The organism is Pseudovibrio exalbescens, assembly GCF_028737195.1.
GTDB classification, from domain to species: domain Bacteria; phylum Pseudomonadota; class Alphaproteobacteria; order Rhizobiales; family Stappiaceae; genus Pseudovibrio; species Pseudovibrio zosterae.
In genome coordinates, this window is record NZ_JAQZAJ010000004.1 from 141447 (window position 1) to 162765 (window position 21319).

Here is a 21319-nt window from a genome sequence, read left to right on the forward strand (position 1 = left end):
GGGCCGGGATGACGGTAGGGGATGGTAGGCGCAGTGCGAGATGACGCTGGGGGGTGTTGAGGTCAGAAAGCCAATCCTCCCCTTTTGCTGTCATGCCGGACAAGGCGAGCGTAGCGAGGCGCTGATCCGGTATCCAGAGGTGCGTGGGTGTTGGGAGGCCGGGCGACTAGATCCCGCATCAAGTGCGGGATGACGCCGAGGGGTGGGACGCGCAGTGCGGGATGACGGTGGTGGGTGTTTGGGTCTGAGAGCGGTTCGTCCCCTTTTGCCGTCATACCGGACAAGGCGAGCGGAGCGAGGCGCTGATCCGGTATCCAGGGCTGTGTGCACCAGCGGGTTGTGAGAGGCTCTACTGGATCCCGCATCAAGTGCGGGATGACGGTGGTGGGGATGGTAGGCTTAGGGCGAGAGTCGAGAGAATAGGTGTGCAAGGATCGCCATCCTTGCATCGTGACCTTATTTCACTGCGGTTCTCATGAGACTTTCCGCGCTCACCACCTTCCCTCACTGTCATGCCGGACAAGGCGAGCGGAGCGAGGTGCTGATCCGGTATCCAGGGCTGTGTGCACCAGCGGGTTGTGAGAGGCTCTACTGGATCCCGCATCAAGTGCGGGATGACGGTTGAGAGGTGGGAAGCGCGGTGCGGGATGACGGAGGGATGTGTGGGCCCCCCCATCCGCTGTGGTGCTCAGAGCCGCGTGTCGTAGCTCAACCCCTCCCCCACCAAAAAGGCCCCAGTGCGGGGCCTTCTGTGTTGGCTCTTTCAGCACTCAACTCTCGAACGCGTAAATCCGGAACTGAGACAGGTCATAGCCCACGCCCAGCTCGCTGAGGATTTGCGAAATCTGACCGCGATGGTGGATTTGATGGGAGTAGGTGTGTTCCAGCCATGTCATGGCGCTGTAGCCCAGTGCTCCGGGGCCGCGGGCCTCGTTGTAGGGCTTGAAGTCGGTGACATCCAAACTGGACAGGTCAATGGTTTCGGCAAACTTGACCAAAGCGTGATCAAAGGACTGCAGAAGGTCGATAATACCGTCCAATGACATGGTGGGGCTTGGACGCATGGAACGCACCGGCATCTTTAACAGGGCTTGATCATAATCTGCCTGAATGCCTTTGCTGTGCAGCAGTTGATACAGGAAGACGCCGCCAAGGGCCATGTGGCCCAGAAGGTCTTTCAGGGAAATGTCGGCTTGAACGTGGCCTGCAATGCAGCCGCCCCGCGGCTTTGCAATCTTATCTTCAGGCAGCGTGCGGATGAACTCGACCAGCTTGATGTCACTGTTTCGATTGTACACCGCGCGGGCAACAAGTGCTTCTTTCATGGCAATGCTCTTTAACAGCAGAAGGAAGGGGTCTCCCCCTTCCCTCTGGAAAGGACCTAGTCAGACCAATGAATGTCTTCGTTGGCTACGGGTTGATATGGATTTTCCTTGTGAATGCGGATGTGGCAGGTGCCAAACTTGCTGCGTGGGCATTGCTTGTGGGGCCATGGGCCGCCATGCAGCTTGATAGGCATGATGTGGTGCATCATGGCCACGTGCGCCCGGTAGACCGTGTTGCCGCCCTGCCCATAGGACAAGGGATGCTTTTCTTCCACGATGGCAAGGTTCCACGGCTCTTCATAGCGCCCGCCGCGCTGCTGGCGGCCACAGCTTCCGCAGGGGTCCTGAACGGCGTGGATCCAGTCGCCTTCCTCGGTGATGCGCAGTTTGCCAAAGTTGGCAATTGCGTAAAACTCCAGCGTGGCAATGATGCGCTCCTTGGGCGGCAGTTTGTTAACGCCTGCATACCAATCCAGCCAATCCTTCTCGCAGCTGTACTCAAGGCAGTCTTGCAGGGCATCGACGCCATGATTGCGGTATACGTTTGTTAGAAGGGAACCGCAGTAGTCCCGATAGAAGTCGTGAAGGTCTTTGGCCCCCTTTTCGACTTCCAGATAGAACTCAATTGCCCCATCAAGATCGCCTAGGTCCAGCCTTTCCTGAAACCGCGCTGCCGCATCGCGAACCAGGCTGCGAATGGAGGCAAGGGAGAAAGAGGTGTCGGCGTAGTTGCCGAAAAGGTCCTCAACAGCCACGATCGCCTTGGCGCTGTCATGGCCGAAGGTGTTGCTGGTGAAGGTGATGATGGACGTCATCCATCCATTGAAGAGCCGGTGAAGGTCGGTGTAGAGGCCGACCACGTGGTCGAACTCCTGGCGCAGCTCTTCATTGGAGCCGGAGTTTGCCGCAGCGAGCATACGCTGGTGGCCCGACATGGCGAGCTTTTCTAGCTCGGCAGGAGTAAACATCTGTGACATCTTAGAGGTCTCCATCGCAAGGGCGCGGTTACTGCTGGTCGAACGCAACGACGGCATTCACGACTTCCTGTGGGACTTCGAGGGGATAGAAGTGAGCGCCTTGCAGGTACTCCCAACGGGCGTGGGGCATGATGCGCGCCAAAGCGACGCCAGAGGTATAGGGCGGCTGGAACTTGTCGTTAACGCCCCAAAGCAGCATTGCCGGACGGTTCCACATGACCATCTTGGGAGAGGCTTCAACTGTCCACTTGTTGTCCATGGCCTTGAGATAGTTGATGAAGTGCTGGCGGGTTTCGTCGTTTTCCGCATAGTTTGCTAGAAGGTCCGCCCGGATTTCAGGGGAGAGGGTCTTGCTTGGCTCCATCAGGCCGGCGGAGGCGAAGGCGGTGACCATTTCGCCCACTTTTTCTGGGGTGAAGATGGCTTTGGCATCAGCGCTCTTGGCCGCTTCGATTGCCGCAATGGCTTCTGGAACCGGCCACATGTCGAGAACGGCTGCGTTGCCAATGATGATCTTGGAAACCTCATTGCGCCGCTTCAGGTCTGCATCGGTGACCATGATTTGCGCAACGCCGCCGCCCAGATCATGCCCATAAAGAATGTATGGCTTGCCAATGACTTCCTCTGCAAACCGGGTCATGAGTTCCGCTTGGCCTTTGAGGGAGTAGTCGGCGTCAAACGGGCCTTTGGTGTGGCTCAAGCCAAGCTGACCGGGGGCGAAAACATGGTAGCCCTGCTCTGCCAGCAATGGGCCAACCTTGCTCCACAACACGGTGTTGAGCGGGATGCCGTGAATGACCATAATCGGCGTGCCGGAGGTGCCCCACTCGCGATAGGCGATTTCATAGTCGCCGATCTTGGCGTAGTTGCGCCCCGGAATTTCTTCGGCGAATGAGTTTGCATGGCTGAATAAAACCGCCGCCATGGCGATGATCAGCAGGGTGAGCTTCGTAGTGATCTTGTTCATGGTATTGCCAATGTCCACTTGGTTATTCATCTTGATCAATCGATCAAGTTGAAAATGGCTTGAACCCCGGGCGCTGTCAAGCAATATTCTAGGAAGTACGAGAGGTAGTGATGGCAAACCCCCCAAAGTTCGATAAAAAAGAAGCACTTAACGAAGCGATGATGCTCTTTTGGGAGAAGGGTTTTTTGAGCGCTTCAACCAGAGATATTCAGCAGCGGTTGGATATGCGTCCGGCAAGCGTCTACGCCGCATTCGGCAGCAAGAGCAATTTGTACAAGCTGGCGCTAGAAGCTTATGAAGCTGAGGTTGCGCAGGATCTGCATGCCCGGATGCAGCAAAACGACACGATTCTCGGCGGGTTCACCGCGTTCTTTCGGGGGGTGATCGGCATGGAGGAGACGTCCAACCCGACGCCGCTTTGTATGCTGTCCATGTCGATACACGAGCTGAGCAATAATGAAGAGCTGCGCGCTTGCACCAAAGCGTTGCTCGACAAGCTCAATGTGGTCTATGGCCAATACGTTGAGAAGGCACTGAAGGCCGGGGAGATTTACCAGCCGGAGGGGATGCAAACCGACTTGGTGACCTACCTTCAAACCCAGTTGATGGGCTTGAGGACCTATGCGGCCGTTGAGCGTGATCCCACAAAGTTGGAAGCTGCAATCGCGGACATTTTCGATCGCATCGCGGTGAAAGGCCTGAAGGCTTAGGCCTGTTGCCCAGGCAAAGCTGGACTGGTGGGCGGTAACCGCTTCGAGTGCGCCGGCTGCGCTACTGGATCCCGCATCAAGTGCGGGATGACGGTGGTGGGGATGGTAGGCTTAGGGCGAGAGTCGAGAGAATAGGTGTGCAAGGATCGCCATCCTTGCATCGTGACCTAATTTCACTGCGGTACTCATGAGACTTTCCGCGCTCACCGCCTACCCTCACTGTCATGCCGGACAAGACGAGCGCAGCGAGGCGCTGATCCGGTATCCAGAGGTGCGTGCGTTTGGGGAAGCCGGGCGGCTGGATCCCGGCTCGGGGGCCGGGATGACGCCTTAGGAGGTGAGAGGTGCACGGTGGGATGACTGACTGGATCCCGGCTCGGGGGCGGGATGACGGTGGTGATGAGTGCACGGTGTGGGATGGCGGAGGTGGGTGTTTGGGTCTGAGAGCGGTTCGTCCCCTTTTGCCGTCATACCGGACAAGGCGAGCGCAGCGAGGCGCTGATCCGGTATCCAGAGCTGTGTGCACCAGCGGGTTGTGAGAGGCTCTACTGGATCCCGCATCAAGTGCGGGATGACGCCTTAGGAGGTGAGAGGCGCGGTGCGAGAGCCGAGAGGACAGGTGTGCAAGTATCGCCGTCGTGGCATCGTGACCTTATTTCACTGCAGTGCGGGATGACCCAGAATGACGTCAGTGGGTGGGCATCAAAGAGCAGCGGGGCGCTAAGGGTCTTGGGTGATGCTATGGGGACACCAGAGTGTCCCCATCTGCGCAATCAATTAGGGACGGAAGCGCCCTCTTGGAGCGGCGCTTTTTTCGGATCCGGGCCATACTTATTCGGTCCATCCGTGCCAGGCATCAGAAGAAGCGCCAGCGTAACCCCGGAGCTTGCCAGTCCCGCGACGATTCCCAAGATCGGCCCCAAGAGCGCCGAGCCTGCGCCTAACACAATGAAGATGATGAGCAGGGGCTTGCCGCTCCAACCAATGTCGTGGCACCGCTGAAAAAAGGCGGCGAGGCTCATGACCACAAAAAGTGCGGAGAAAGGTATCCCCAAAACACCCAGCAAGAGTGACATGGAGCGGGAGGCGCCTAAAGTCATAGTGGTGGAGGCGAGGATGGTGGCAATGACCAACATGCCAACAAGAGCCAAAGTGAAAAGGAAATAACTCAGGCGGTTTCGCCGACCTTCAAAGGTAAAGACATTTTCGAAAACTGGTTTGGACACGGTGCTGCCTCAGGTTGTATAAAATGAATATATACAATTTTAAGCACCCCGCTTGTGAGGCACAAGCGGGGTTCGTTTGTTATGGTTATCAATCTACCAACTGCAGGAGCTTGTCCATGGAGGCCTTGGCGTCGCCATAGTACATCCGGGAGTTCTCCTTGAAGAACAGTGGGTTTTCGATACCTGAGTAACCGGTGCCCTGACCGCGCTTGGAGATGAAGACGTTCTTTGCCTTCCAAACTTCCAGAACTGGCATGCCAGCGATTGGGGAGTTCGGATCGTCCTGTGCGGCCGGGTTCACGATGTCGTTTGCACCAATGATGATGACAACATCCGTGTCCGGGAAGTCCTCGTTGATCTCGTCCATTTCCATGACGATGTCGTAAGGCACCTTGGCTTCCGCAAGAAGAACGTTCATGTGACCGGGCAGACGGCCCGCAACCGGGTGGATCGCAAAGCGGACGTTCTTGCCCTTGGCGCGCAAGCGCTTGGTGAGCTCGGAAACCGTCTGCTGAGCCTGTGCCACTGCCATGCCGTAGCCCGGAACGATGATGACGCTGTCGGCATCATTCAAGGTTTCGGCGACATAGTCTGCCTCTGCCGGAACCATCTCGCCTTCGATTTCCTGTGCAGGCCCGGAAGTGCCGCCGAAGCCACCAAGAATAACGGAGACGAAGTGACGGTTCATGGCCTTACACATGATGTAGGAGAGGATCGCACCGGAAGAACCGACGAGCGCACCCACAACAATGAGAAGGTCGTTGCCCAGAGAAAAGCCGATCGCAGCGGCTGCCCAACCTGAGTAGGAGTTCAGCATGGACACAACAACCGGCATGTCTGCGCCGCCGATGCCCATGATCAGGTGGTAGCCGATGAACAGCGCCAGCAGCGTCATCAGGAACAGCGCCCAAACACCCCAAACGTCGTTGAAGTACATGACGCCGAGGATGATGGAGCCCAGTGCTGCTGCTGCGTTGAGCATGTGGCCGCCGGGCAACTTGGTTGCTGCGGAAGTGACCTTGCCAGCGAGCTTGCCGAAGGCAACCACGGAGCCGGTGAAGGTGACCGCACCAATGAAGACACCAAGGAAGACTTCAACACGCAAAATGCTGACTTCGACCGGGGTCTTGTGTGCCAGAACAGCTGCAAAACCTTCAAGGCTTTGACGGGCTGTTTCGTCCATCGCCAGAACGCGGGACAGTTCAAAGTCCGCATTGAAACCGACCAGAACCGCGGCCAGACCCACGAGCGAGTGCATGGCTGCCACAAGCTGTGGCATTTCGGTCATCTGAACGCGCATGGCGACGAAGTAACCGATGATGCCGCCTGCAATGATGAGCACGACTGAGAGAACCCAAAGGCCCGCACCGGGACCGACTAGGGTTGCAATGACAGCCAGTGCCATGCCGACGATGCCGTACCAGACAGCGCGTTTTGCGCTTTCCTGATTGGACAGGCCGCCCAGAGACAGGATGAAGAGAACGGCTGCTACAACGTAAGCAGCAGTGGTGAAACCGTATTCCATTGTTCAGCTCCCCCTTAAGACTTCTGGAACATGGCGAGCATGCGCCGGGTGACGAGGAAGCCGCCGAAGATGTTGATGCCGGCCATGAACACTGACAGGGCGGCAAGAACAATGACCAGCCATGAACCCGAGCCAATCTGCAGCAGCGCGCCGAGAATGATGATCGAGGAAATGGCGTTGGTGATGGCCATCAAAGGCGTATGAAGGGAGTGCGCCACGCCCCAGATGACCTGGAAGCCGACGAAACACGCCAGAACAAAAACGATGAAGTGCTGCATGAAGCTGGCAGGCGCCACAAGGCCCACGAGAAGCATCAAGGCACCACCACCTGCAAGAAGGGAAACCTGCTGACGGGTCTTCTTCTTGAACTCGGCAACTTCGGCTGCGCGCTTTTCTTCTGGTGTGAGTTCCTTCACCTCCGGCTTCTTCTGCGCAGCGATTGCCTTCACTTTCGGCGGCGGAGGCGGGAAGGTGATTTCGCCTTCATGGGTGACGGTGGCACCACGAATGACGTCATCTTCCATATTCACATTCGGCTGACCGTCCTTTTCAGGGGTGAGGTCGTCCATCATGTGACGGATGTTGGTGGCGTAAAGCGCGGAAGACTGGGTTGCCATGCGGCTTGGGAAGTCGGTGTAACCAATGACGGTGACGCCGTTTTCGCTGACAACCTTCTCATCCATCTTGGTGAGATCACAGTTGCCGCCCTTTTCTGCCGCAAGATCGACGATCACGGAGCCCGGCTTCATGGACGCAACCATGTCTTCCAGCCAGAGCTTTGGCGCATCACGGCCCGGAATGAGCGCGGTGGTGATGACGATGTCAACTTCCGGTGCCAGTTCGCGGAACTTGGCCAGCTGTGCGGCACGGAATTCTGGAGAGGAAACGGAAGCGTATCCGCCCGAGGACGCGCCGTCCTGCTGTTCCTCTTCAAAGTCCAGATACACGAACTCGGCGCCCATGGATTCAACCTGCTCAGCCACTTCCGGGCGAACGTCGAACGCATAGGTGATGGCCCCCAGAGAGGTGGAGGCCCCAATGGCCGCAAGACCGGCAACGCCTGCGCCGATGATCAGAACCTTTGCTGGTGGCACCTTGCCCGCAGCGGTGATCTGACCGGTGAAGAAACGGCCGAAGTTGTTACCTGCTTCGATGACAGCGCGGTAACCGGCAATGTTGGCCATGGAGGACAGAGCGTCCATTTTCTGCGCGCGGGAGATGCGCGGCACCATGTCCATTGCAAGAACGGTGACCTTCTTGTCAGCGAACTTCTTCATCAGCTCTTCGTTCTGCGCTGGCCAGAAGAAGGAGATCAGGATCTGGCCTTCACGTGCCAGTTCCAGCTCTGCCTCCTCAGGTGGGCGTACCTTGCTGACGATGTCCGCTGTTTCCCAAAGGGTCTTTGCATCCGGGAGAACTTTCACCCCGGCTGCTTCGTAGTCTGCGTCCGAGAAGCTGGCCGCCTTGCCGGCACCGCTTTCCACGGCAACCTCATAGCCCAGCTTCTGAAGCTGCTTGGCGCTTTCCGGTGTCAGCGCGACGCGCAGCTCACCCTCAAGGACCTCCTTAGGAGCTCCAATAATCATAATTCAACCTCATATATGCGCTCGATGCACGTTCACTCTTCGAAATCTATGGTCCGCCCGTCCAGGAATGTGGCACTTGGAAGTACCTGTTGGATCTCAATAATTCCGCGCCCTGACGGCCTTAGGTGGCACCAGAAGAGCGCGCAGTGTCAATTGAGTGTTCTTCATCAGTTATGAAAGTTGTTGATCTCTCAGATGGCAATAGAGAGCTGACTGTTACACGCTGATGAAATGCAATCCATAGAACTTCCGTGCGGTTTTCGTTTATTTCGGAAAAACACTACCCCCCTTGCTTTTCAGGTAGTTTGTATGCGCAGCGCTTAGTCTGTGACCCGCCCTGTGGCAACTACGTAAAAACCAATAGAACGCTGGGGGCATCATGATGTGATCCTCCCAACTTTCTTGAGCACAGCGCTAAATTTAATCGGTTAAGGTGCGGGAGTCATTGTCGTATCCTTCCAGATCCTTGTCTTTTCCCGCTACATTTTGCACCATTTTGTCGACAATGGGCGGCAGGTACACGTTGCAACCGTGGCGCGCGCCCCTGCCCCATCACCGGGGCAAGGGCGGCGCGCCGGTCTTTGGGGAAGTTGAGGAGATTGACAGCTTCCCCCTTGCGCGCTTAACTGGCGGCAAGACACTTGGAGAGTTTATGTCCCGATAAGGTGGGGAGGCGAAGGCGCCCCCAAAACAAGTCAGTTCCTAATGCCGCGTCGCGCAGAGTGCCCGTCGTGCGGAAAGACCTGTGATTTCTCCCATAATGACATGTTTTTGCATGAGGCCGTGCCTTATGCTTACCTATCGGACAAACACCCCATGACACGGGATTATTCTGCTTATGTGCCCAAGGCTCCGCTCCTCAAGGCCTTCAAACCCATGACACTGCTTGCAACCCTTGGCTGGCAGCCGTTTTTCGCGCAGCAAACCAGCGTGGAAGAGATGGAAACGTCTCCGCCCGTGCGTGTGACCGCCGTTCATCGCAGCGGCGTGGATGTGAAGGGCGAAGGCATTGAAGAGCATTTGCCGGTGGTGCCCAACGTGGCCGTTGGCGACTGGCTCATGTTGAACAAGGCCTATCCCCCCCACAGCCGCATTCTGGAACGCAAGAGCCTGTTCAAGCGCAAGGCACCGGGCAGAGGCTGGGACATTCAGCTGATTGCGGCCAATGTGGACACGGTTTTTGTTGTGACTTCGTGCAACCAAGACTTCAACCGGGCGCGGCTGGAACGGTTTGTGGCCTTGGCAACAGACTCGGACGCACAAGCCGTGCTGGTGCTGACAAAGGCGGACCTGTGTGACGCGCCGCAGACCTTCGTGGACGAAGCCCGCTTGCTTGGATCGCCGGTGGTGCTTTTGGATGCACGGGGGCCGGATGTGCTGGAAAAGCTGGGCGACTGGCTGAAACCTGGACAGACGCTGGCGTTTCTCGGCTCCTCCGGTGTGGGCAAGTCAACCTTGGTCAATGCCATTTCGGGGCATGAGATTGCGGCCACGCGGGATATTCGCGAGGATGACAGCAAGGGGCGGCACACCACCACCCACCGCCAGCTGCACATTCTGCCCGCAGGCTTTTGCCTGATGGACACGCCGGGAATGCGTGAAATTCAGCTTGCCGATGTGCAGGAAGGCCTTTCCGAAGTGTTTTCCGACATTGAGGAGCTGGTGGGGCAGTGCCGGTTCAGCGATTGTCAGCACAAGAGTGAACCGGGATGCGCGGTTCGCCCGGCCATTGAAGGCGGGGTGATCGAGCAGGAACGCTATGACCGCTGGCAGAAGCTGGTGCAGGAAGAGCGGTCGAACTCAGAAGTGCTGGCGCAGCGCAAGTCCAAGAACAAGCGGCTGAGCAAGACAATCCGCCAGATGAAAAAGCAAAAGGCAAAGTGAGCTTTACTGCTCAAGGGCGCGGCCGGGTAGCTCTGGTGCCGCGCTCTTGAAAGCCCTCAGGCACTTCCCATTAAAACGACACTGAGAGCGGGGCTGGCGAATCCCGATCCATGAAGCGTGCTTGGGTATAGAGTGGCGTCGGGCGTGATGGCGGGCATTTTTTATCTGCGTAAACTCTTGTTTAATGGCTGTTTCATGCTGAAACAAAAGCAGTTCAAATACTGACGCGTTCTGAATAATTCTTCAATTGATTAAATTCTTTTATGTTTATGGCGTAGGTTTCCGGGGGGTTCCACGTTTGAAAGAGTTCCCTAATATACTAGGATGTGTCGCGAAACTTTTATGAAACCGTGGTCTTGCTAGACAAAACGGCAACAGAATTGCCGAAGGCTGACCAAAGGTAAGCTATAAAAGTTGAGATCAGTTCTCCGAAGAAAGAGCTGACGGCCCAGACAAGGGCAAGCACTGTGACACGAAGGCGGGTTCTTTCATGACGGAAGCCTATAAAATCGCAAGCATTCCACTTCCAAACGGGAGCCGGATTGGTATTGCCCCGCAACCGGGCCTGCGTAATCCCCTTTCCGATGACCTTGATGTGATCACCAACTGGTATCCGCAGATGCTGGTGTCGTTGACCGAGCCTTCCGAAGCGCTGGACGCCCGCAGTGCGCCCATGAGCCTGATGCTGGAAGACCGTGGTATTGAGTGGGTACAGTTCCCCATTCGGGATTTTGATGTGCCCTCCCCGGTGATGACACAGTTTTGGGCTGAGGTGAGTGCGCGCATACATGATTGTCTGTGTCATGGAGGCTCGGTGCTGTTGCATTGCCGGGGTGGCATGGGGAGATCGGGCATGGTTGCCCTGCGCCTGTTGCGTGAGCGCGGTTTGAGCCGTAGGCGTTCACTCGGCATGGTGCGCAGCGCACAGCCGGGCGCCATTGAAACCGAACCGCAGTTGAACTGGGGGCTCTATGGGTTTCAAGGGCAGCTTTTTGAGCAACTGGTGGCGAGTTGACCGCCCTAAAACGATAAGAACACATGAAAACACTGGGCATGCGCGACGATATCGTCATCAACCGCATTACCGCCGACGTGGCGCTTCCCATCCGCCACAGGGTGTTGTGGCCGGACCTTCCCATGGACGCGGCGCGGGTGTCGGAAGATGATACCGGCTTGCATTTTGGTGCCTACTACAAGAGCTGGCTGGTTGGGGTGGCGTCCATCTTCCTGAACGAAGGTGGTGCGCGGCTGCGCAAATTCGCCGTTCTGCCCGAATATCAGGGCCACGGGATTGGCAGCACGCTTGTTCGCTACACCATGGAACAGGTTGAGGCCCTTGGGGCAAGTGAGTTCTGGTGCGACGCGCGGCAAACCGCGATCCCGTTTTATGAGCGCTTTGGTATGAGGGTGGACAGCGCGCCCTTTGACAAGCGCGGTGTAGCCTATGTGCGCATGAGCCGCCCGCTGCAGGAGGGCTTTGGCTCCCTTGAGCAGGGCGACGTGACACTGTAACCCGATAAAAGCAGGAAGGGGCCCGGAGCCCCTTATGTGCTTCTAGGCCTTCAAGAGGCTTTCTTGACCACCTCAACGCGGTGCGGATAGGGAATGGAAATGCCATCCTTGTCAAAGGCTTCCTTTACCGCTTTGGTCATGTGGAACTTCAGATCCCAATAGTCTGCGCTGTTGCACCAAAGACGGGCGGTGATGTCTACCGAAGACTCGCCAAGGTTCACGACACGGACCCATGGCTCCGGATCTTTCAGGACACGCTCATCAGAGGTTGCAATTGCGGTGATCAGCTCGATGGCCTTGTCGGCATCATCGCTGTAATCCACGCCAAAGGTGATGTCGACGCGCCGGGTTGGATGGGCGGAGTAGTTGGTGATGACCGAACTCCAGGCCTTGGAGTTGGGCATGATGATCTGCACGTTGTCCGGCGTTGCCAACTCGGTGACGAACAGGTTGATTTCTTTCACGGTTCCGGCGGTGCCGCCCACTTCCACATAGTCGCCCAGACGGTAGGGCCGGAAGATGATGAGCATCACCCCGGAAGCCACATCGCTCAAGGTGCCCTGAAGCGCAAGGCCGATGGCAAGAGACGCCGCACCCAAAACGGCAACGAGGCTGGTTGCCTGAAAACCGACGAGCTGCAAAACGGCGATGACCACAACCGCCAGCACACCCCAACGGACCAGCGATGAGAAGAACACGGCCAGGGTCTGGTCGAGACGCTCCACCTTGCCGAGCCGGTCGCGCACGATGCGGCTGGCAAAGCCGGCGAAGAAATAGCCGAGAATGAGGAAGACAATCGCTTTGATCACATTCAAAGCCAAGGCTTCATAGCCGCCCATGGCGGTGATGGTTTCGTTCATGAGAACCTCGCGGTTTACTGGTGCACCAATTGGTTTTGCAACTGGCGTAACAGACTACCCGCGCTGCGTAAAGGCGGGGTGAACGGGGGACACAACAGCCTTTTTCTGCCAGCCGCCCGGCCTATTCCAGCCGATACAAGGCCTGGGGGCGCTATCCAAGGCCGATGAAACCCACGCCGCCGCCCAATGGACGGCTGGAGACCGCAACAGCCGGGCGCATGGGGATGGCAGGGGCTGCCGCCAGTGCTGCAGCAGAGCGAAACCCCTTGTGCAGGGCCGCTGGATGAAGACTTTGCGCAGCCAATATGCGGGTTTGTTCGGCCCCAGCCCGAAACGTGCTGTAGTGGCTCCACAGCGCAAGAAGGGCCTTGGCGAAGTCCCGATCAGACAAGGCGGCGATCGCGTTCTTGGTGCTCAAGAAGCGTTGCGGGGCCATGTCTGAGGTATGCACCAGCGGGCGTCCAGCAAAAACTGCATCAAGCACCCGGCCAGCGGCGTTGATCTCATGGCTGCCATCCTCATAAGGAAGCAGCAGGGCGTCGGTGCGGGCCATGGCTTCGGCATAAGCGCGGCAGGGAAGCGGCGCGGGCAGGAACTCAACGGTTACCTTGTCTCCAAACCGGCCTTCCCGCGCCAGCCCCTTGTAAACGCCCGTGGTGCGGTCGGCGCTGCTGGCGGCAAGCAGGAAATGGAAAGACTGGGGCCCGCGACGTTCCAGCGTGAGCCGGGCAATGTTGGACAGGATTGAAGCCAGCCGGGGCCCGCCGCTGGAGGCTGAGGGCGGGTCCAGCACACCGATGACCAAGGGGGCCGTTCCGGGCAGCGCTGGCTGATAGGGAACCGGCGGATCGAACGGTGAGATGCGCCGGGGCAGCACGAGCACATCGCGCATGGGCAGGTTCAACGTGGCCTTCAGGTAAAACAGATGCTCCTCAGTTTCCGTGTAGAGGGCGGCATGGCCTTGCCATACGAGGGGCGACAGCCGCTCGGTCGCTTGAAACCGGGAGAGATAGAGGCCGGGTTGACGCCAGTCCCGAAACCGCAGGTGCAAACGGGGCAAATCGGAAGCACCAAAACGGTCATAGAACTGGGTCAACCCGTGAAGGAGACCCGGGTGGCAATCAGGCACCAGAACATGATCCTGGGCCGTCAGGCCATGGGTCGCCAAAGCTTTTGCAAATGGCTCGAAGATGCTGGAAAAATCTGGTTGAGAGGAGCGACCAAAGGGGTTTTTAGCAAGCCGGCGACAGCGCGCCTTCAGCCCCGGTGCCACATTCTCGAGCATTTGGTCGAGGCGATGGCCGGGCGCAAGACCGCGCACCTCCGGCCCTAGCGGCGCCACGGGGGGCGCACCCACCGGACCATCCGTCAAAAAACACAGATCAAAACCCTGAAACAACGCCGCGATGGCCCGTCTTTCCGGATGCGCATTCGCGCTTTCGTTATGCAGTCCTGTCTGGACCACAAGCAGCTTGACCATTGGTGCCCTCCCCTACGCAAGCACTGAACTTGGAAGCCAATGATCTGCGCAGACTACGTGAGTATTGCACCCGCCAACACTCCCCAGAACGGGGATGTAATTTTCGCTGAGCCTTGGACCGGGAAGGCTTGAACCTGCACGGAGATTCGCAAGGGCGCCGTCAAAAATAGCGTTGCGATTCATCACAGGGAGGCCGGTTTTCAGGCCAGAAACAGAGGCGCATTACTGAAAATGCACAGGAAACCAACCGCGAAACGACCAAAACAGGGGAGGACTGCATCCTGAGGCGACTACAGCTGTAAATGGCAGAAAACTGCGGATTTTGGTGAAGGGAAGCGGTGTGAAACCGGGCTCCGGACAGGCGCGCATGGTCATTTCAGTGGAAATAACTCGCCGGGATAACGTGTTGGCCACAATGGTTAATTTGCGTTAACTATAAAGCCATTGACGACGCCATTAAAAAAGAAAACTATGCGCTGTGACGGATTTTTCTATTCGGGCCCTTTAAAACCGTCATACGAGGAAACAGGCAACATGCTGCTCAATGCTGAACACGACGAAACGTCTGCGGAGAAGATCTCGCGCCATTCTGCGCTGCTGTCACGCCAGCTGCAATCCCTGCGCGAGAAAATGTACCCGCCTGAAGCAAAGAAGAAGCTGAAAACCTTCTCTTCCCGTGACGTGGCCAACCTTTTGGGCGTTGCCGAATCCAGCTTGCGCCAGCTTTCGCTCAACGGCGAGGGAGTTATCCCCGATCGGCTGGAAAACGGGCGGCGCATTTATACCCTCGAACAGATCAACGATCTGCGCAAGTATCTGGCGGACAAACGGCCCGCGGATGCCCTGAAATTCGACCCGCGCCGGCGCGAGCACGAGAAGATGCAAGTCATCGCCGTGGCGAACTTCAAAGGCGGGTCCGCCAAGACCACAACAACCGTGCATTTGAGCCAATATCTGGCCCTTCAAGGCCTGCGTGTGCTGGCCATTGACCTTGACCCGCAGGCCTCCCTTTCGGCCATGTTCGGCTACCAGCCGGAGTTCGATGTAGACGACAACCAGACCCTTTATGCGGCCATCCGCTATGATGACGAGGAACGGGTCTCGCTGCGCGAAGTTATCCGCGAAACCTACTTCGATGGCCTTCATCTTGTCCCCGGTAACCTCGAGTTGATGGAATATGAGCACGAAACGCCTCAAGCCATCGCGCAGGGGCTTTCCCGCGGCGACGGAATGTTCTTCCGCCGCATGGCAACCGTGTTGCAAGAGGTGGAAGATGATTACGATGTGGTGCTTATCGATGCGCCGCCGCAGCTGGGCTACCTCACCTTGGGCGCGCTTTATGCGGCGACCGGGCTGGTGGTTACCGTGCACCCGGCCATGCTGGATGTGTCATCCATGAACCAGTTCCTTTCCATGACCTCCGAGCTGCTGGCGGTGATTGAAGAGGCGGGTGGCTCCCTGCACCACGATTTCGTGCGCTATCTGTTGACGCGCCACACCCCGCACGACCTGCCACAGGTGAATGTGGCGGCGCTGTTGCGCGGGCTGTTTGGCGAGGATGTGCTGGCCGCCGCCGTGGTGGAAACCACCGCCATCGCCAATGCAGGCCTTGAGAAGAAGAGCCTTTATGAGGTGGAGCGGGGCATGGTGACCCGAGACACCTTGAACCGCGCGCTGGAGTCTGTCGACGCGGTAAACACCGAGATTTATCAGTTGATCAAGCAGGTTTGGGGACGCTCATGAACAAAGCCAGCGACCGATCCAAGAAGATGCGCGCCATGTTTGGCGGTGTGGATCCGTCCGAACTGGTCAAGGATCCCGCCCCTGCCCAAGCCGGGCTTGGGTCGTCCAAGCGCGTTTCTGCCGGTGCCATCAAGTCCATGCGCAACACCTTTTCCAATGTGGAGAAGGAAAACGAAGAGCTGCGCAAGTTGCTGGAAGAAGGCGACATGGCCCGTGAACTGGACACGGAGCTGCTGGAGCCTTCCTTCGTGGCGGATCGGATGGTGGTGGAAGTGGACGCCGATTTCGAGGCGCTCAAACAATCCATCGAGGCCAATGGACAGCAGGTGCCCATTCTGGCCCGTCCGCACCCGACCAGCGAAGGCCGCTATCAGATTGCGTTCGGGCATCGCCGTTGGCGGGCCTGTCATGAGCTTGGCCGCCCGGTGCGCGGGATCATCAAGCCACTGAGCGATGAAGAACTTCTGATTGCGCAAGGTCAGGAAAACCATGAGCGCAAGAACCTGTCCTTTATCGAGACGGCGCTGTTTGCCTCGCGGCTGGCGGCGGACTACCCGCAAACCATCATCTCCAAGGCCATCGGGAAGGACGCCACAACGGTGTCCAAGCTGTTGCGCCTGATGGGCCAGTTGCCGCAGGAATTCGTGCGCAAGGTTGGCCCTGCACCGCGTATTGGCCGCCCGCGCTGGGAAGAACTGGCCTCTCACTTTCACGAGGGCGCTCTGCCCGCCGGTGTGAATGGGCCCATTGAAGTGCTGATGGAGAGCGAAGAGTACAAGCGCTCCTCCAGCGATGAGCGCTTCATGATGATTTTTGAAGAGGTGGGGCAGCTTGTGAACCAGGCCCCCTCCCCTGCTGTTGTGAGCGTCGCTGACGCCAAGGCTGCCGCGGCAACGGCATCCTCGGAAAAGGCATGGCTCGGCAACAAGCGGGTTCTGATGAAAGCAAAGGGCGCGACCTTGAGCTTTCAGGTGGACGCCCGCAAACAGCCAGACTTGGCAGCGTTCCTGAAAGAACGGCTGCCGGAGCTGCTTGAAGAGTTTGAAGCACGGAAACAGACGGAGGATGCCTCATGAGGTAAGCGCTCCCAATGAAAAACGGCCTTGCTGACGGCAATCAGCAAGACCGGAATTCAACGGTACAACAAGCTAGACGCCCGTCGTAACCCTCATTTGCATTTTCACGTTACTTCGAGATGCGTTCCGAATCAAGCCTGCCAAGTGGGCCTGAAATGCCTTTTTGCGGCCTGATGCGCAGTTGTACCCGTTAATCCCCAAAGGCGGAATGGAATTCCGTGAGGAACACTGAGGCCAATGGCTTTGGTGAACGGTGGCACTATGCAAAATCAGATCTCGGTGGCGACCTTCCGCCGGCTGACGCCAGCCATGGTGGAAAGTCAACGGCTCGCCATGGCCAATGACATCGTGGCAACCACGAAGGCTGAAGTGGCGATTACCCTGAAAAAGGCTGCGCCCGCGCTCGGCATTGAAGGCACGACCTATCACATTCTCGATATCTTGCTCGGGCTGACCAAGGCAGACGACTGGAAACAGGACCGTCGCCCGCTGGTGGCCATCTCCAACGAGAAACTGGCGGATTATGTGGGGCGTTCTACCCGCACGGTGGCACGGTCCCTGAAGAAGCTCGTGGAAGCGGGCATTCTGGCCTACCGCGACAGCCCGACCGGACGCCGCTTCATCTACCGTAACGAAGTGAGCGGCGATATCGACCGCGGCTTTGGCCTGGACTTCTCCCCGGCCCGGCAGCGCATCAAGGAACTGCAAGGCATTGCGGATGCGTTTAGCGCTGAGCTGAAGGCCAAGCAGGAGGCCAAGCGCAATGTGACCCGCCTGTCCCGCGCCATTGCCGACCTTCTGGCGGTCGCGGCCCTTGAGGGCCTGCGCCTTGAAGAGCATGAGGCGGAGCTTTCAGTCATTCTCGCAAGTGCGATCCCGAACGACCTCAAGGCAGACAGGCTCTCCCAGCTTTACGAAGCCATTGTTGCCGCATTCGGCACGAATGAAGCTGCGGCAGAAGGAGAGGCTACAGCCGCTGAAAGTGAAACTTCTTTTGAAGAAATGTCGGGCGCACCTGACACTGATGTCACCCCATATAATATTACAACCCCTCAAAACTCTAAAAAAAGTAATGAGCGGCCATCTCCTAACGTCGATGACTTCAAATCAAAAAAAGCCTACGGCTTTTATAAAGCTCCTGAAAAGGAGCATTTACGCAAGTCTGGTGCCACAGATCGAACGCGCTCAAGTGCTGAACCGCCCAAGGCAAAGCCATCTGTGCCGCCTAATGCGGACGGAACTTCGCCGCTACTTTCTGAAGTTTCTATTGGCTTGATCAACACGGCGACCCGAGAAACTCAGGATATTCTGGGCGGAGCCTTCCGCTCCTGGGGGGATTTGATGGGCCGGACGAGCGAGTTGCGCTTGCTGGTTGGTTTGTCGGAAGCGGGATGGCGCGGTGCGTGTTCCCGAGTGGGCCAACATTTGGCGGCGGCGGTGCTTGTGACAACGGCGGAAAAGGCCCTGCGCGACCCGGACCAACTGGCGCGGCCTGCGGGTTACTTCCTGGCTTGTATCGACCGCGCGGTTGACGGAAAGCTGGCTTTGCATCGCTCGCTGTTCGGGCTGGCTCAGGGGTGATGGCGTAGGTGTTTCCTCTCTGGCGGTTGAATGCGCAGGCGGTGAAAAGAGGCGGGCCAGAAACTCGCGGCCCCTGCCCCGGAGATGGGAAACAACACCCCCGGAGCAAGGATTGCGTCCTACTGCGGCAGCAAGCGGATCAACTGGCCATCACTGCTGTCCGTGAGCACATAGATGAAGCCGTCATCCGCCTGCCTGACATCGCGGATGCGCTCTCCCAGTTCAGCAAGGAGTCTGCTTTCGCCGGTAACCGTTGTGCCGTCCAATGACAGATTGGAGAGGTGACGACCACGCAAGGCACCAACCAAAAGGTTGCCGTTCCAGTCCGGATACTTGGTGCTGGTCACGAACGCCATGCCGGACGGGGCGATGGAAGGATCCCAGAAATAAATCGGCTGCTCCAGGCCCGTTTTCGATGTGCCTTCGCCGATGCGGCCTCCCGTGTAATGGCGGCCGTAGGAGATCACCGGCCATCCATAGTTCTTCCCCGCTTCGGGAATGTTGATTTCATCCCCCCCACGGGCGCCATGTTCTACCGTCCAAAGGACGCCGGTTTCGGGATGGAGGGCCGCACTTTGGGGATTGCGGTGGCCGATGGACCACATCTCCGGCTGATAGCTGCTGTCACCAAGAAAGGGATTGCCCGGTGCTGGCGCGCCATCCATGGTCAGACGCAGGACTGACCCGGCATGGTTCTGGGTGTTTTGCGCACTTGGCCGGTCGCCTCTGTCACCAAGGGTCATGAACAAGGTTCCGTCTGGCGCAAACACCAGACGCGATCCAAAATGGCGCCCTCCCCTGTAGATGTTGTTTCCTGAAAAGATGACCCGTCCATCTTTCAGTTGAAACCCATCGCCTGAACGTTCAAGCGTGGCCCGGTACACCGATGTGCCCGCTCCCCCTGAGGTTGGTTCGGAAAAGCTGAGGAAGATCTGGCCATCTGACGCAAAGTTGGGACTGAGCACCACATCGAGCAAACCGCCCTGCCCGCTTGCAAAAACCTTCGGCGTTCCAGACACAACGCTTTGCTCGCCTTCCGCAGTGACATGCTTGAGTGCGCCGTCGCGCTCGGTCACCAAAAAGCCACCGCCCGGAAGGGCCGCGACACTCCATGGATGGTTCAGTCCGCTGGTGACGGTTTCAGGTGCAATGCGGGTTTGCGCCTGCGCTGTTCCAGCCACAGCCGACAAGGCAAACCCCGCGACCACAGCTAAAGCGCCAGCCCAAACGGACTTTATGGCCCGATGTTTGGTGATGAACCTCCAATGCCCAAAACTCATTCCCAACTCCTCGATGATTAGGGGTGCGCGCACCCGTTTACGATCTTCCCTTTAGGAGATAGGTAGGTTCTTTGGTCAAAACAGGGAGGCGCTTGTTCCAATCGGCGGCGACAAACATTCAAAGCCCGTCTTCACGCGGCATCCTGATCTGGCTTGCGTGCCGACGCGGGAGTGCTGCGCGCCAGTTCCTTCTTCAACCGTTTGCGGAAGTTCCCATCATGAACCGTTATGGTGTGCCGCGCGGACTTGAGTTGCTTCACATCCGGGTTGGCGATTTCCTGATCAATGAGGTCTGAAAGGGGAGCCTTTGGCGACCACAAGCCGGCGAAGTGGCGGGCGGCCAGTTTCGATTGCAACTCGGCCCCGGGCCAGATGCACCCAAGCGGCTGAAACAGACCCATGAAGTAAAGCCCTGGGGCGTCTTCGGGGATCATCTTCATGTAAAGCCGTGGGGTGCCCTTTGAAAAGTCAAAGAGGGAAGGATCGATGAAAGCATGTTGGATCTTGTATCCGGTGCAGGCGATGATGGTGTCGAAGTCTTCTTGCGACCCATCCTTGAAATGCACCGTAGCACCATGTAACCGATCGATGTCGCCTTTTGGCTGAACATCGCCGTGGCGGATTGCGCTGTAAAGATCCGAGTTCACCGTTGGGTGGGTGGCAAGAATTTCGTGATCAGGGTCTTGCAGGCCGATCTTTCGGTTGCTGCCTTGAACCAACCACAGCAGGAAAGCGAGCGTTTTCTTTTGCAGCCAAAATGGCCCATGACCGAACCGTTTCATGAAAACATCAATGGGTTGCCCAAACAGAAATTTCGGAAATAGATGATACCCGCGACGCCAGCTGATCACGGTGCGGGCGGAGACACGGGCGGTTTCTACCGCCACATCGCAAGCGGAGTTGCCGCCGCCGATCACAAGAATGCGCTTGCCCCGGAAGCGTTCGGCACGCTTGAACTCATGAGAGTGCAAGAACTCGCCATTGAACTCCCCTGGGTAATCCGGATATCGGGGCGTGTGGTGATGGCCATTGCAAACGCAAACGGCATCGAAACTATCTTCGCCATGGACGGCTTTTCTATGATCCATCCAGCGCAATCGCCAGCCCCCTCCCCTGTCCGGCTCCAGCTGTTCAATTTCCGTTTGAAACCGAATGTGCGGCATGAGGCCAAAAGTGGCGGCGTATCCCTCAAAATAATTTCGCAGCACCTGATGGGAGGGATAATCCGCGACCCAATCGGGAAAGGGATAGTCCTCATACTGAGACAGCGTTTTGGAGCTGATGATATGGGTGTGTTCAAACACGCTGGAATGACCGGCTTCGTCATCGAACCGCCAGTTGCCGCCCACGCCCCTGCCCCGTTCAAAACCCACCACGTTGAAGCCGAAGTCCTTGAAGTTCTTCAATGCTGCAAGACCCGATGGCCCGGCGCCAATGACTGCAACCCGTCTGCCCATGTCCCCTCCCCTGCTCACTTTCCATTTAAGGGAAGCGAGTAGCTGCCCCAAAGTCAACTATGGAGTTTGTAGGACTTGGCAAGTGCCAAGTCTGGCTCCGGCCATGATTGGAGCGTGCAAGGCCGCGCCT

The 21319-nt window shown here is 57.7% G+C and carries 18 protein-coding genes; 8 read left to right on the forward strand and 10 right to left on the reverse strand.

The window, feature by feature from the left end; translation table 11 throughout:
• Positions 1 to 770 precede the first annotated feature (770 nt).
• From PUV47_RS13045 to PUV47_RS13055, 3 genes are read right to left on the reverse strand one after another with little or no spacing between them, the layout of a single operon-like run.
• The gene (locus PUV47_RS13045; protein ID WP_274219007.1) at positions 771 to 1325 is read right to left on the reverse strand and encodes a DinB family protein; all 555 of its coding nucleotides are present in this window, start codon (positions 1323 to 1325) and stop codon (positions 771 to 773) included.
• Between the two features lie 56 nt (positions 1326 to 1381).
• Entirely contained in the window at positions 1382 to 2302 is a 921-nt protein-coding gene (locus PUV47_RS13050; protein WP_274219008.1) for a hypothetical protein, read from the reverse strand.
• A gap of 28 nt (positions 2303 to 2330) precedes the next feature.
• Positions 2331 to 3299: an alpha/beta fold hydrolase gene (locus tag PUV47_RS13055; RefSeq protein WP_274219009.1), complete on the reverse strand. Its 969-nt coding sequence runs from the start codon at positions 3297 to 3299 to the stop codon at positions 2331 to 2333.
• Positions 3300 to 3379: 80 nt separating this feature from the next.
• Here PUV47_RS13055 and PUV47_RS13060 point away from each other — a divergent pair, with 80 nt between their 5' ends.
• Together PUV47_RS13060 and PUV47_RS13065 are read left to right on the forward strand one after the other, a co-directional pair.
• Complete coding sequence (locus PUV47_RS13060) at positions 3380 to 3979, forward strand: TetR/AcrR family transcriptional regulator (RefSeq protein WP_274219010.1); 600 nt, start codon at positions 3380 to 3382, stop codon at positions 3977 to 3979.
• A 187-nt stretch (positions 3980 to 4166) separates the two neighbouring features.
• Positions 4167 to 4313: a hypothetical protein gene (locus PUV47_RS13065; protein ID WP_274219011.1), complete on the forward strand. Its 147-nt coding sequence runs from the start codon at positions 4167 to 4169 to the stop codon at positions 4311 to 4313.
• Positions 4314 to 4752: 439 nt separating this feature from the next.
• Here PUV47_RS13065 and PUV47_RS13070 read toward each other — a convergent pair whose 3' ends face one another.
• The 3 genes from PUV47_RS13070 to PUV47_RS13080 form a co-directional block, all read right to left on the reverse strand.
• Positions 4753 to 5205, reverse strand: a complete 453-nt coding sequence (locus PUV47_RS13070; RefSeq protein WP_274219012.1) for a DUF805 domain-containing protein — start codon at positions 5203 to 5205, stop codon at positions 4753 to 4755.
• A gap of 88 nt (positions 5206 to 5293) precedes the next feature.
• Positions 5294 to 6730 carry an NAD(P)(+) transhydrogenase (Re/Si-specific) subunit beta gene (locus PUV47_RS13075; RefSeq protein WP_274219013.1) on the reverse strand — a complete coding sequence of 479 codons (1437 nt, stop codon included), beginning with the start codon at positions 6728 to 6730 and terminating at the stop codon, positions 5294 to 5296.
• 14 nt (positions 6731 to 6744) lie between these two features.
• The gene (locus PUV47_RS13080) at positions 6745 to 8316 is read right to left on the reverse strand and encodes a Re/Si-specific NAD(P)(+) transhydrogenase subunit alpha (protein ID WP_274219014.1); all 1572 of its coding nucleotides are present in this window, start codon (positions 8314 to 8316) and stop codon (positions 6745 to 6747) included.
• An 816-nt stretch (positions 8317 to 9132) separates the two neighbouring features.
• Between PUV47_RS13080 and rsgA the strand changes: the two genes are divergently transcribed.
• From rsgA to PUV47_RS13095, 3 genes are all read left to right on the forward strand, one after another.
• Positions 9133 to 10200: a ribosome small subunit-dependent GTPase A gene (gene rsgA / locus PUV47_RS13085; RefSeq protein WP_274219015.1), complete on the forward strand. Its 1068-nt coding sequence runs from the start codon at positions 9133 to 9135 to the stop codon at positions 10198 to 10200.
• Between the two features lie 490 nt (positions 10201 to 10690).
• Positions 10691 to 11215: a protein-tyrosine phosphatase family protein gene (locus PUV47_RS13090; RefSeq protein WP_274219016.1), complete on the forward strand. Its 525-nt coding sequence runs from the start codon at positions 10691 to 10693 to the stop codon at positions 11213 to 11215.
• Positions 11216 to 11238: 23 nt separating this feature from the next.
• Positions 11239 to 11712 (forward strand): GNAT family N-acetyltransferase, encoded by a 474-nt coding sequence (locus PUV47_RS13095; protein WP_274219017.1) that lies wholly within the window; start codon positions 11239 to 11241, stop codon positions 11710 to 11712.
• Positions 11713 to 11762: 50 nt separating this feature from the next.
• On the opposite strand, the gene PUV47_RS13100 is transcribed toward PUV47_RS13095, so the two are convergent.
• Both PUV47_RS13100 and PUV47_RS13105 read right to left on the reverse strand, forming a co-directional pair.
• Positions 11763 to 12572, reverse strand: a complete 810-nt coding sequence (locus tag PUV47_RS13100; protein ID WP_274219018.1) for a mechanosensitive ion channel family protein — start codon at positions 12570 to 12572, stop codon at positions 11763 to 11765.
• Positions 12573 to 12723: 151 nt separating this feature from the next.
• Entirely contained in the window at positions 12724 to 14052 is a 1329-nt protein-coding gene (locus tag PUV47_RS13105; protein ID WP_274219019.1) for a hypothetical protein, read from the reverse strand.
• Between the two features lie 534 nt (positions 14053 to 14586).
• On the opposite strand from PUV47_RS13105, the gene repA reads away from it, so the two are divergent.
• From repA to repC, 3 genes are all read left to right on the forward strand, one after another.
• The gene (gene repA / locus PUV47_RS13110) at positions 14587 to 15795 is read left to right on the forward strand and encodes a plasmid partitioning protein RepA (RefSeq protein WP_274219020.1); all 1209 of its coding nucleotides are present in this window, start codon (positions 14587 to 14589) and stop codon (positions 15793 to 15795) included.
• Positions 15792 to 16871 carry a plasmid partitioning protein RepB gene (gene repB, locus PUV47_RS13115; protein WP_274219021.1) on the forward strand — a complete coding sequence of 360 codons (1080 nt, stop codon included), beginning with the start codon at positions 15792 to 15794 and terminating at the stop codon, positions 16869 to 16871. Before repA ends, repB begins: the two co-directional genes overlap by 4 nt.
• 237 nt (positions 16872 to 17108) lie before the next feature.
• Positions 17109 to 18452, forward strand: a complete 1344-nt coding sequence (gene repC / locus PUV47_RS13120) for a plasmid replication protein RepC (RefSeq protein ID WP_274219022.1) — start codon at positions 17109 to 17111, stop codon at positions 18450 to 18452.
• 119 nt (positions 18453 to 18571) lie between these two features.
• On the opposite strand, the gene PUV47_RS13125 is transcribed toward repC, so the two are convergent.
• Both PUV47_RS13125 and PUV47_RS13130 read right to left on the reverse strand, forming a co-directional pair.
• Positions 18572 to 19732: a PQQ-dependent sugar dehydrogenase gene (locus PUV47_RS13125; protein ID WP_274219023.1), complete on the reverse strand. Its 1161-nt coding sequence runs from the start codon at positions 19730 to 19732 to the stop codon at positions 18572 to 18574.
• Positions 19733 to 19863: 131 nt separating this feature from the next.
• Positions 19864 to 21189, reverse strand: a complete 1326-nt coding sequence (locus PUV47_RS13130; protein WP_274219024.1) for a flavin-containing monooxygenase — start codon at positions 21187 to 21189, stop codon at positions 19864 to 19866.
• Between the last annotated feature and the right edge of the window lie 130 nt (positions 21190 to 21319).

What these genes read in the sequence shown, in the direction of transcription:
- PUV47_RS13045 (WP_274219007.1), bottom strand. Translation starts at nt 1,325, where the DNA reads ATGAAAGAAGCACTTGTTGCCCGCGCGGTGTACAATCGAAACAGTGAC.
- PUV47_RS13050 (WP_274219008.1), bottom strand. Translation starts at nt 2,302, where the DNA reads ATGTCACAGATGTTTACTCCTGCCGAGCTAGAAAAGCTCGCCATGTCG.
- PUV47_RS13055 (WP_274219009.1), bottom strand. Translation starts at nt 3,299, where the DNA reads ATGAATAACCAAGTGGACATTGGCAATACCATGAACAAGATCACTACG.
- PUV47_RS13060 (WP_274219010.1), top strand. Translation starts at nt 3,380, where the DNA reads ATGGCAAACCCCCCAAAGTTCGATAAAAAAGAAGCACTTAACGAAGCG.
- PUV47_RS13065 (WP_274219011.1), top strand. Translation starts at nt 4,167, where the DNA reads ATGAGACTTTCCGCGCTCACCGCCTACCCTCACTGTCATGCCGGACAA.
- PUV47_RS13075 (WP_274219013.1), bottom strand. Translation starts at nt 6,730, where the DNA reads ATGGAATACGGTTTCACCACTGCTGCTTACGTTGTAGCAGCCGTTCTC.
- PUV47_RS13080 (WP_274219014.1), bottom strand. Translation starts at nt 8,316, where the DNA reads ATGATTATTGGAGCTCCTAAGGAGGTCCTTGAGGGTGAGCTGCGCGTC.
- rsgA (WP_274219015.1), top strand. Translation starts at nt 9,133, where the DNA reads ATGACACGGGATTATTCTGCTTATGTGCCCAAGGCTCCGCTCCTCAAG.
- PUV47_RS13090 (WP_274219016.1), top strand. Translation starts at nt 10,691, where the DNA reads ATGACGGAAGCCTATAAAATCGCAAGCATTCCACTTCCAAACGGGAGC.
- PUV47_RS13095 (WP_274219017.1), top strand. Translation starts at nt 11,239, where the DNA reads ATGAAAACACTGGGCATGCGCGACGATATCGTCATCAACCGCATTACC.
- PUV47_RS13100 (WP_274219018.1), bottom strand. Translation starts at nt 12,572, where the DNA reads ATGAACGAAACCATCACCGCCATGGGCGGCTATGAAGCCTTGGCTTTG.
- PUV47_RS13105 (WP_274219019.1), bottom strand. Translation starts at nt 14,052, where the DNA reads ATGGTCAAGCTGCTTGTGGTCCAGACAGGACTGCATAACGAAAGCGCG.
- repA (WP_274219020.1), top strand. Translation starts at nt 14,587, where the DNA reads ATGCTGCTCAATGCTGAACACGACGAAACGTCTGCGGAGAAGATCTCG.
- repB (WP_274219021.1), top strand. Translation starts at nt 15,792, where the DNA reads ATGAACAAAGCCAGCGACCGATCCAAGAAGATGCGCGCCATGTTTGGC.
- repC (WP_274219022.1), top strand. Translation starts at nt 17,109, where the DNA reads ATGGCTTTGGTGAACGGTGGCACTATGCAAAATCAGATCTCGGTGGCG.
- PUV47_RS13125 (WP_274219023.1), bottom strand. Translation starts at nt 19,732, where the DNA reads ATGAGTTTTGGGCATTGGAGGTTCATCACCAAACATCGGGCCATAAAG.
- PUV47_RS13130 (WP_274219024.1), bottom strand. Translation starts at nt 21,189, where the DNA reads ATGGGCAGACGGGTTGCAGTCATTGGCGCCGGGCCATCGGGTCTTGCA.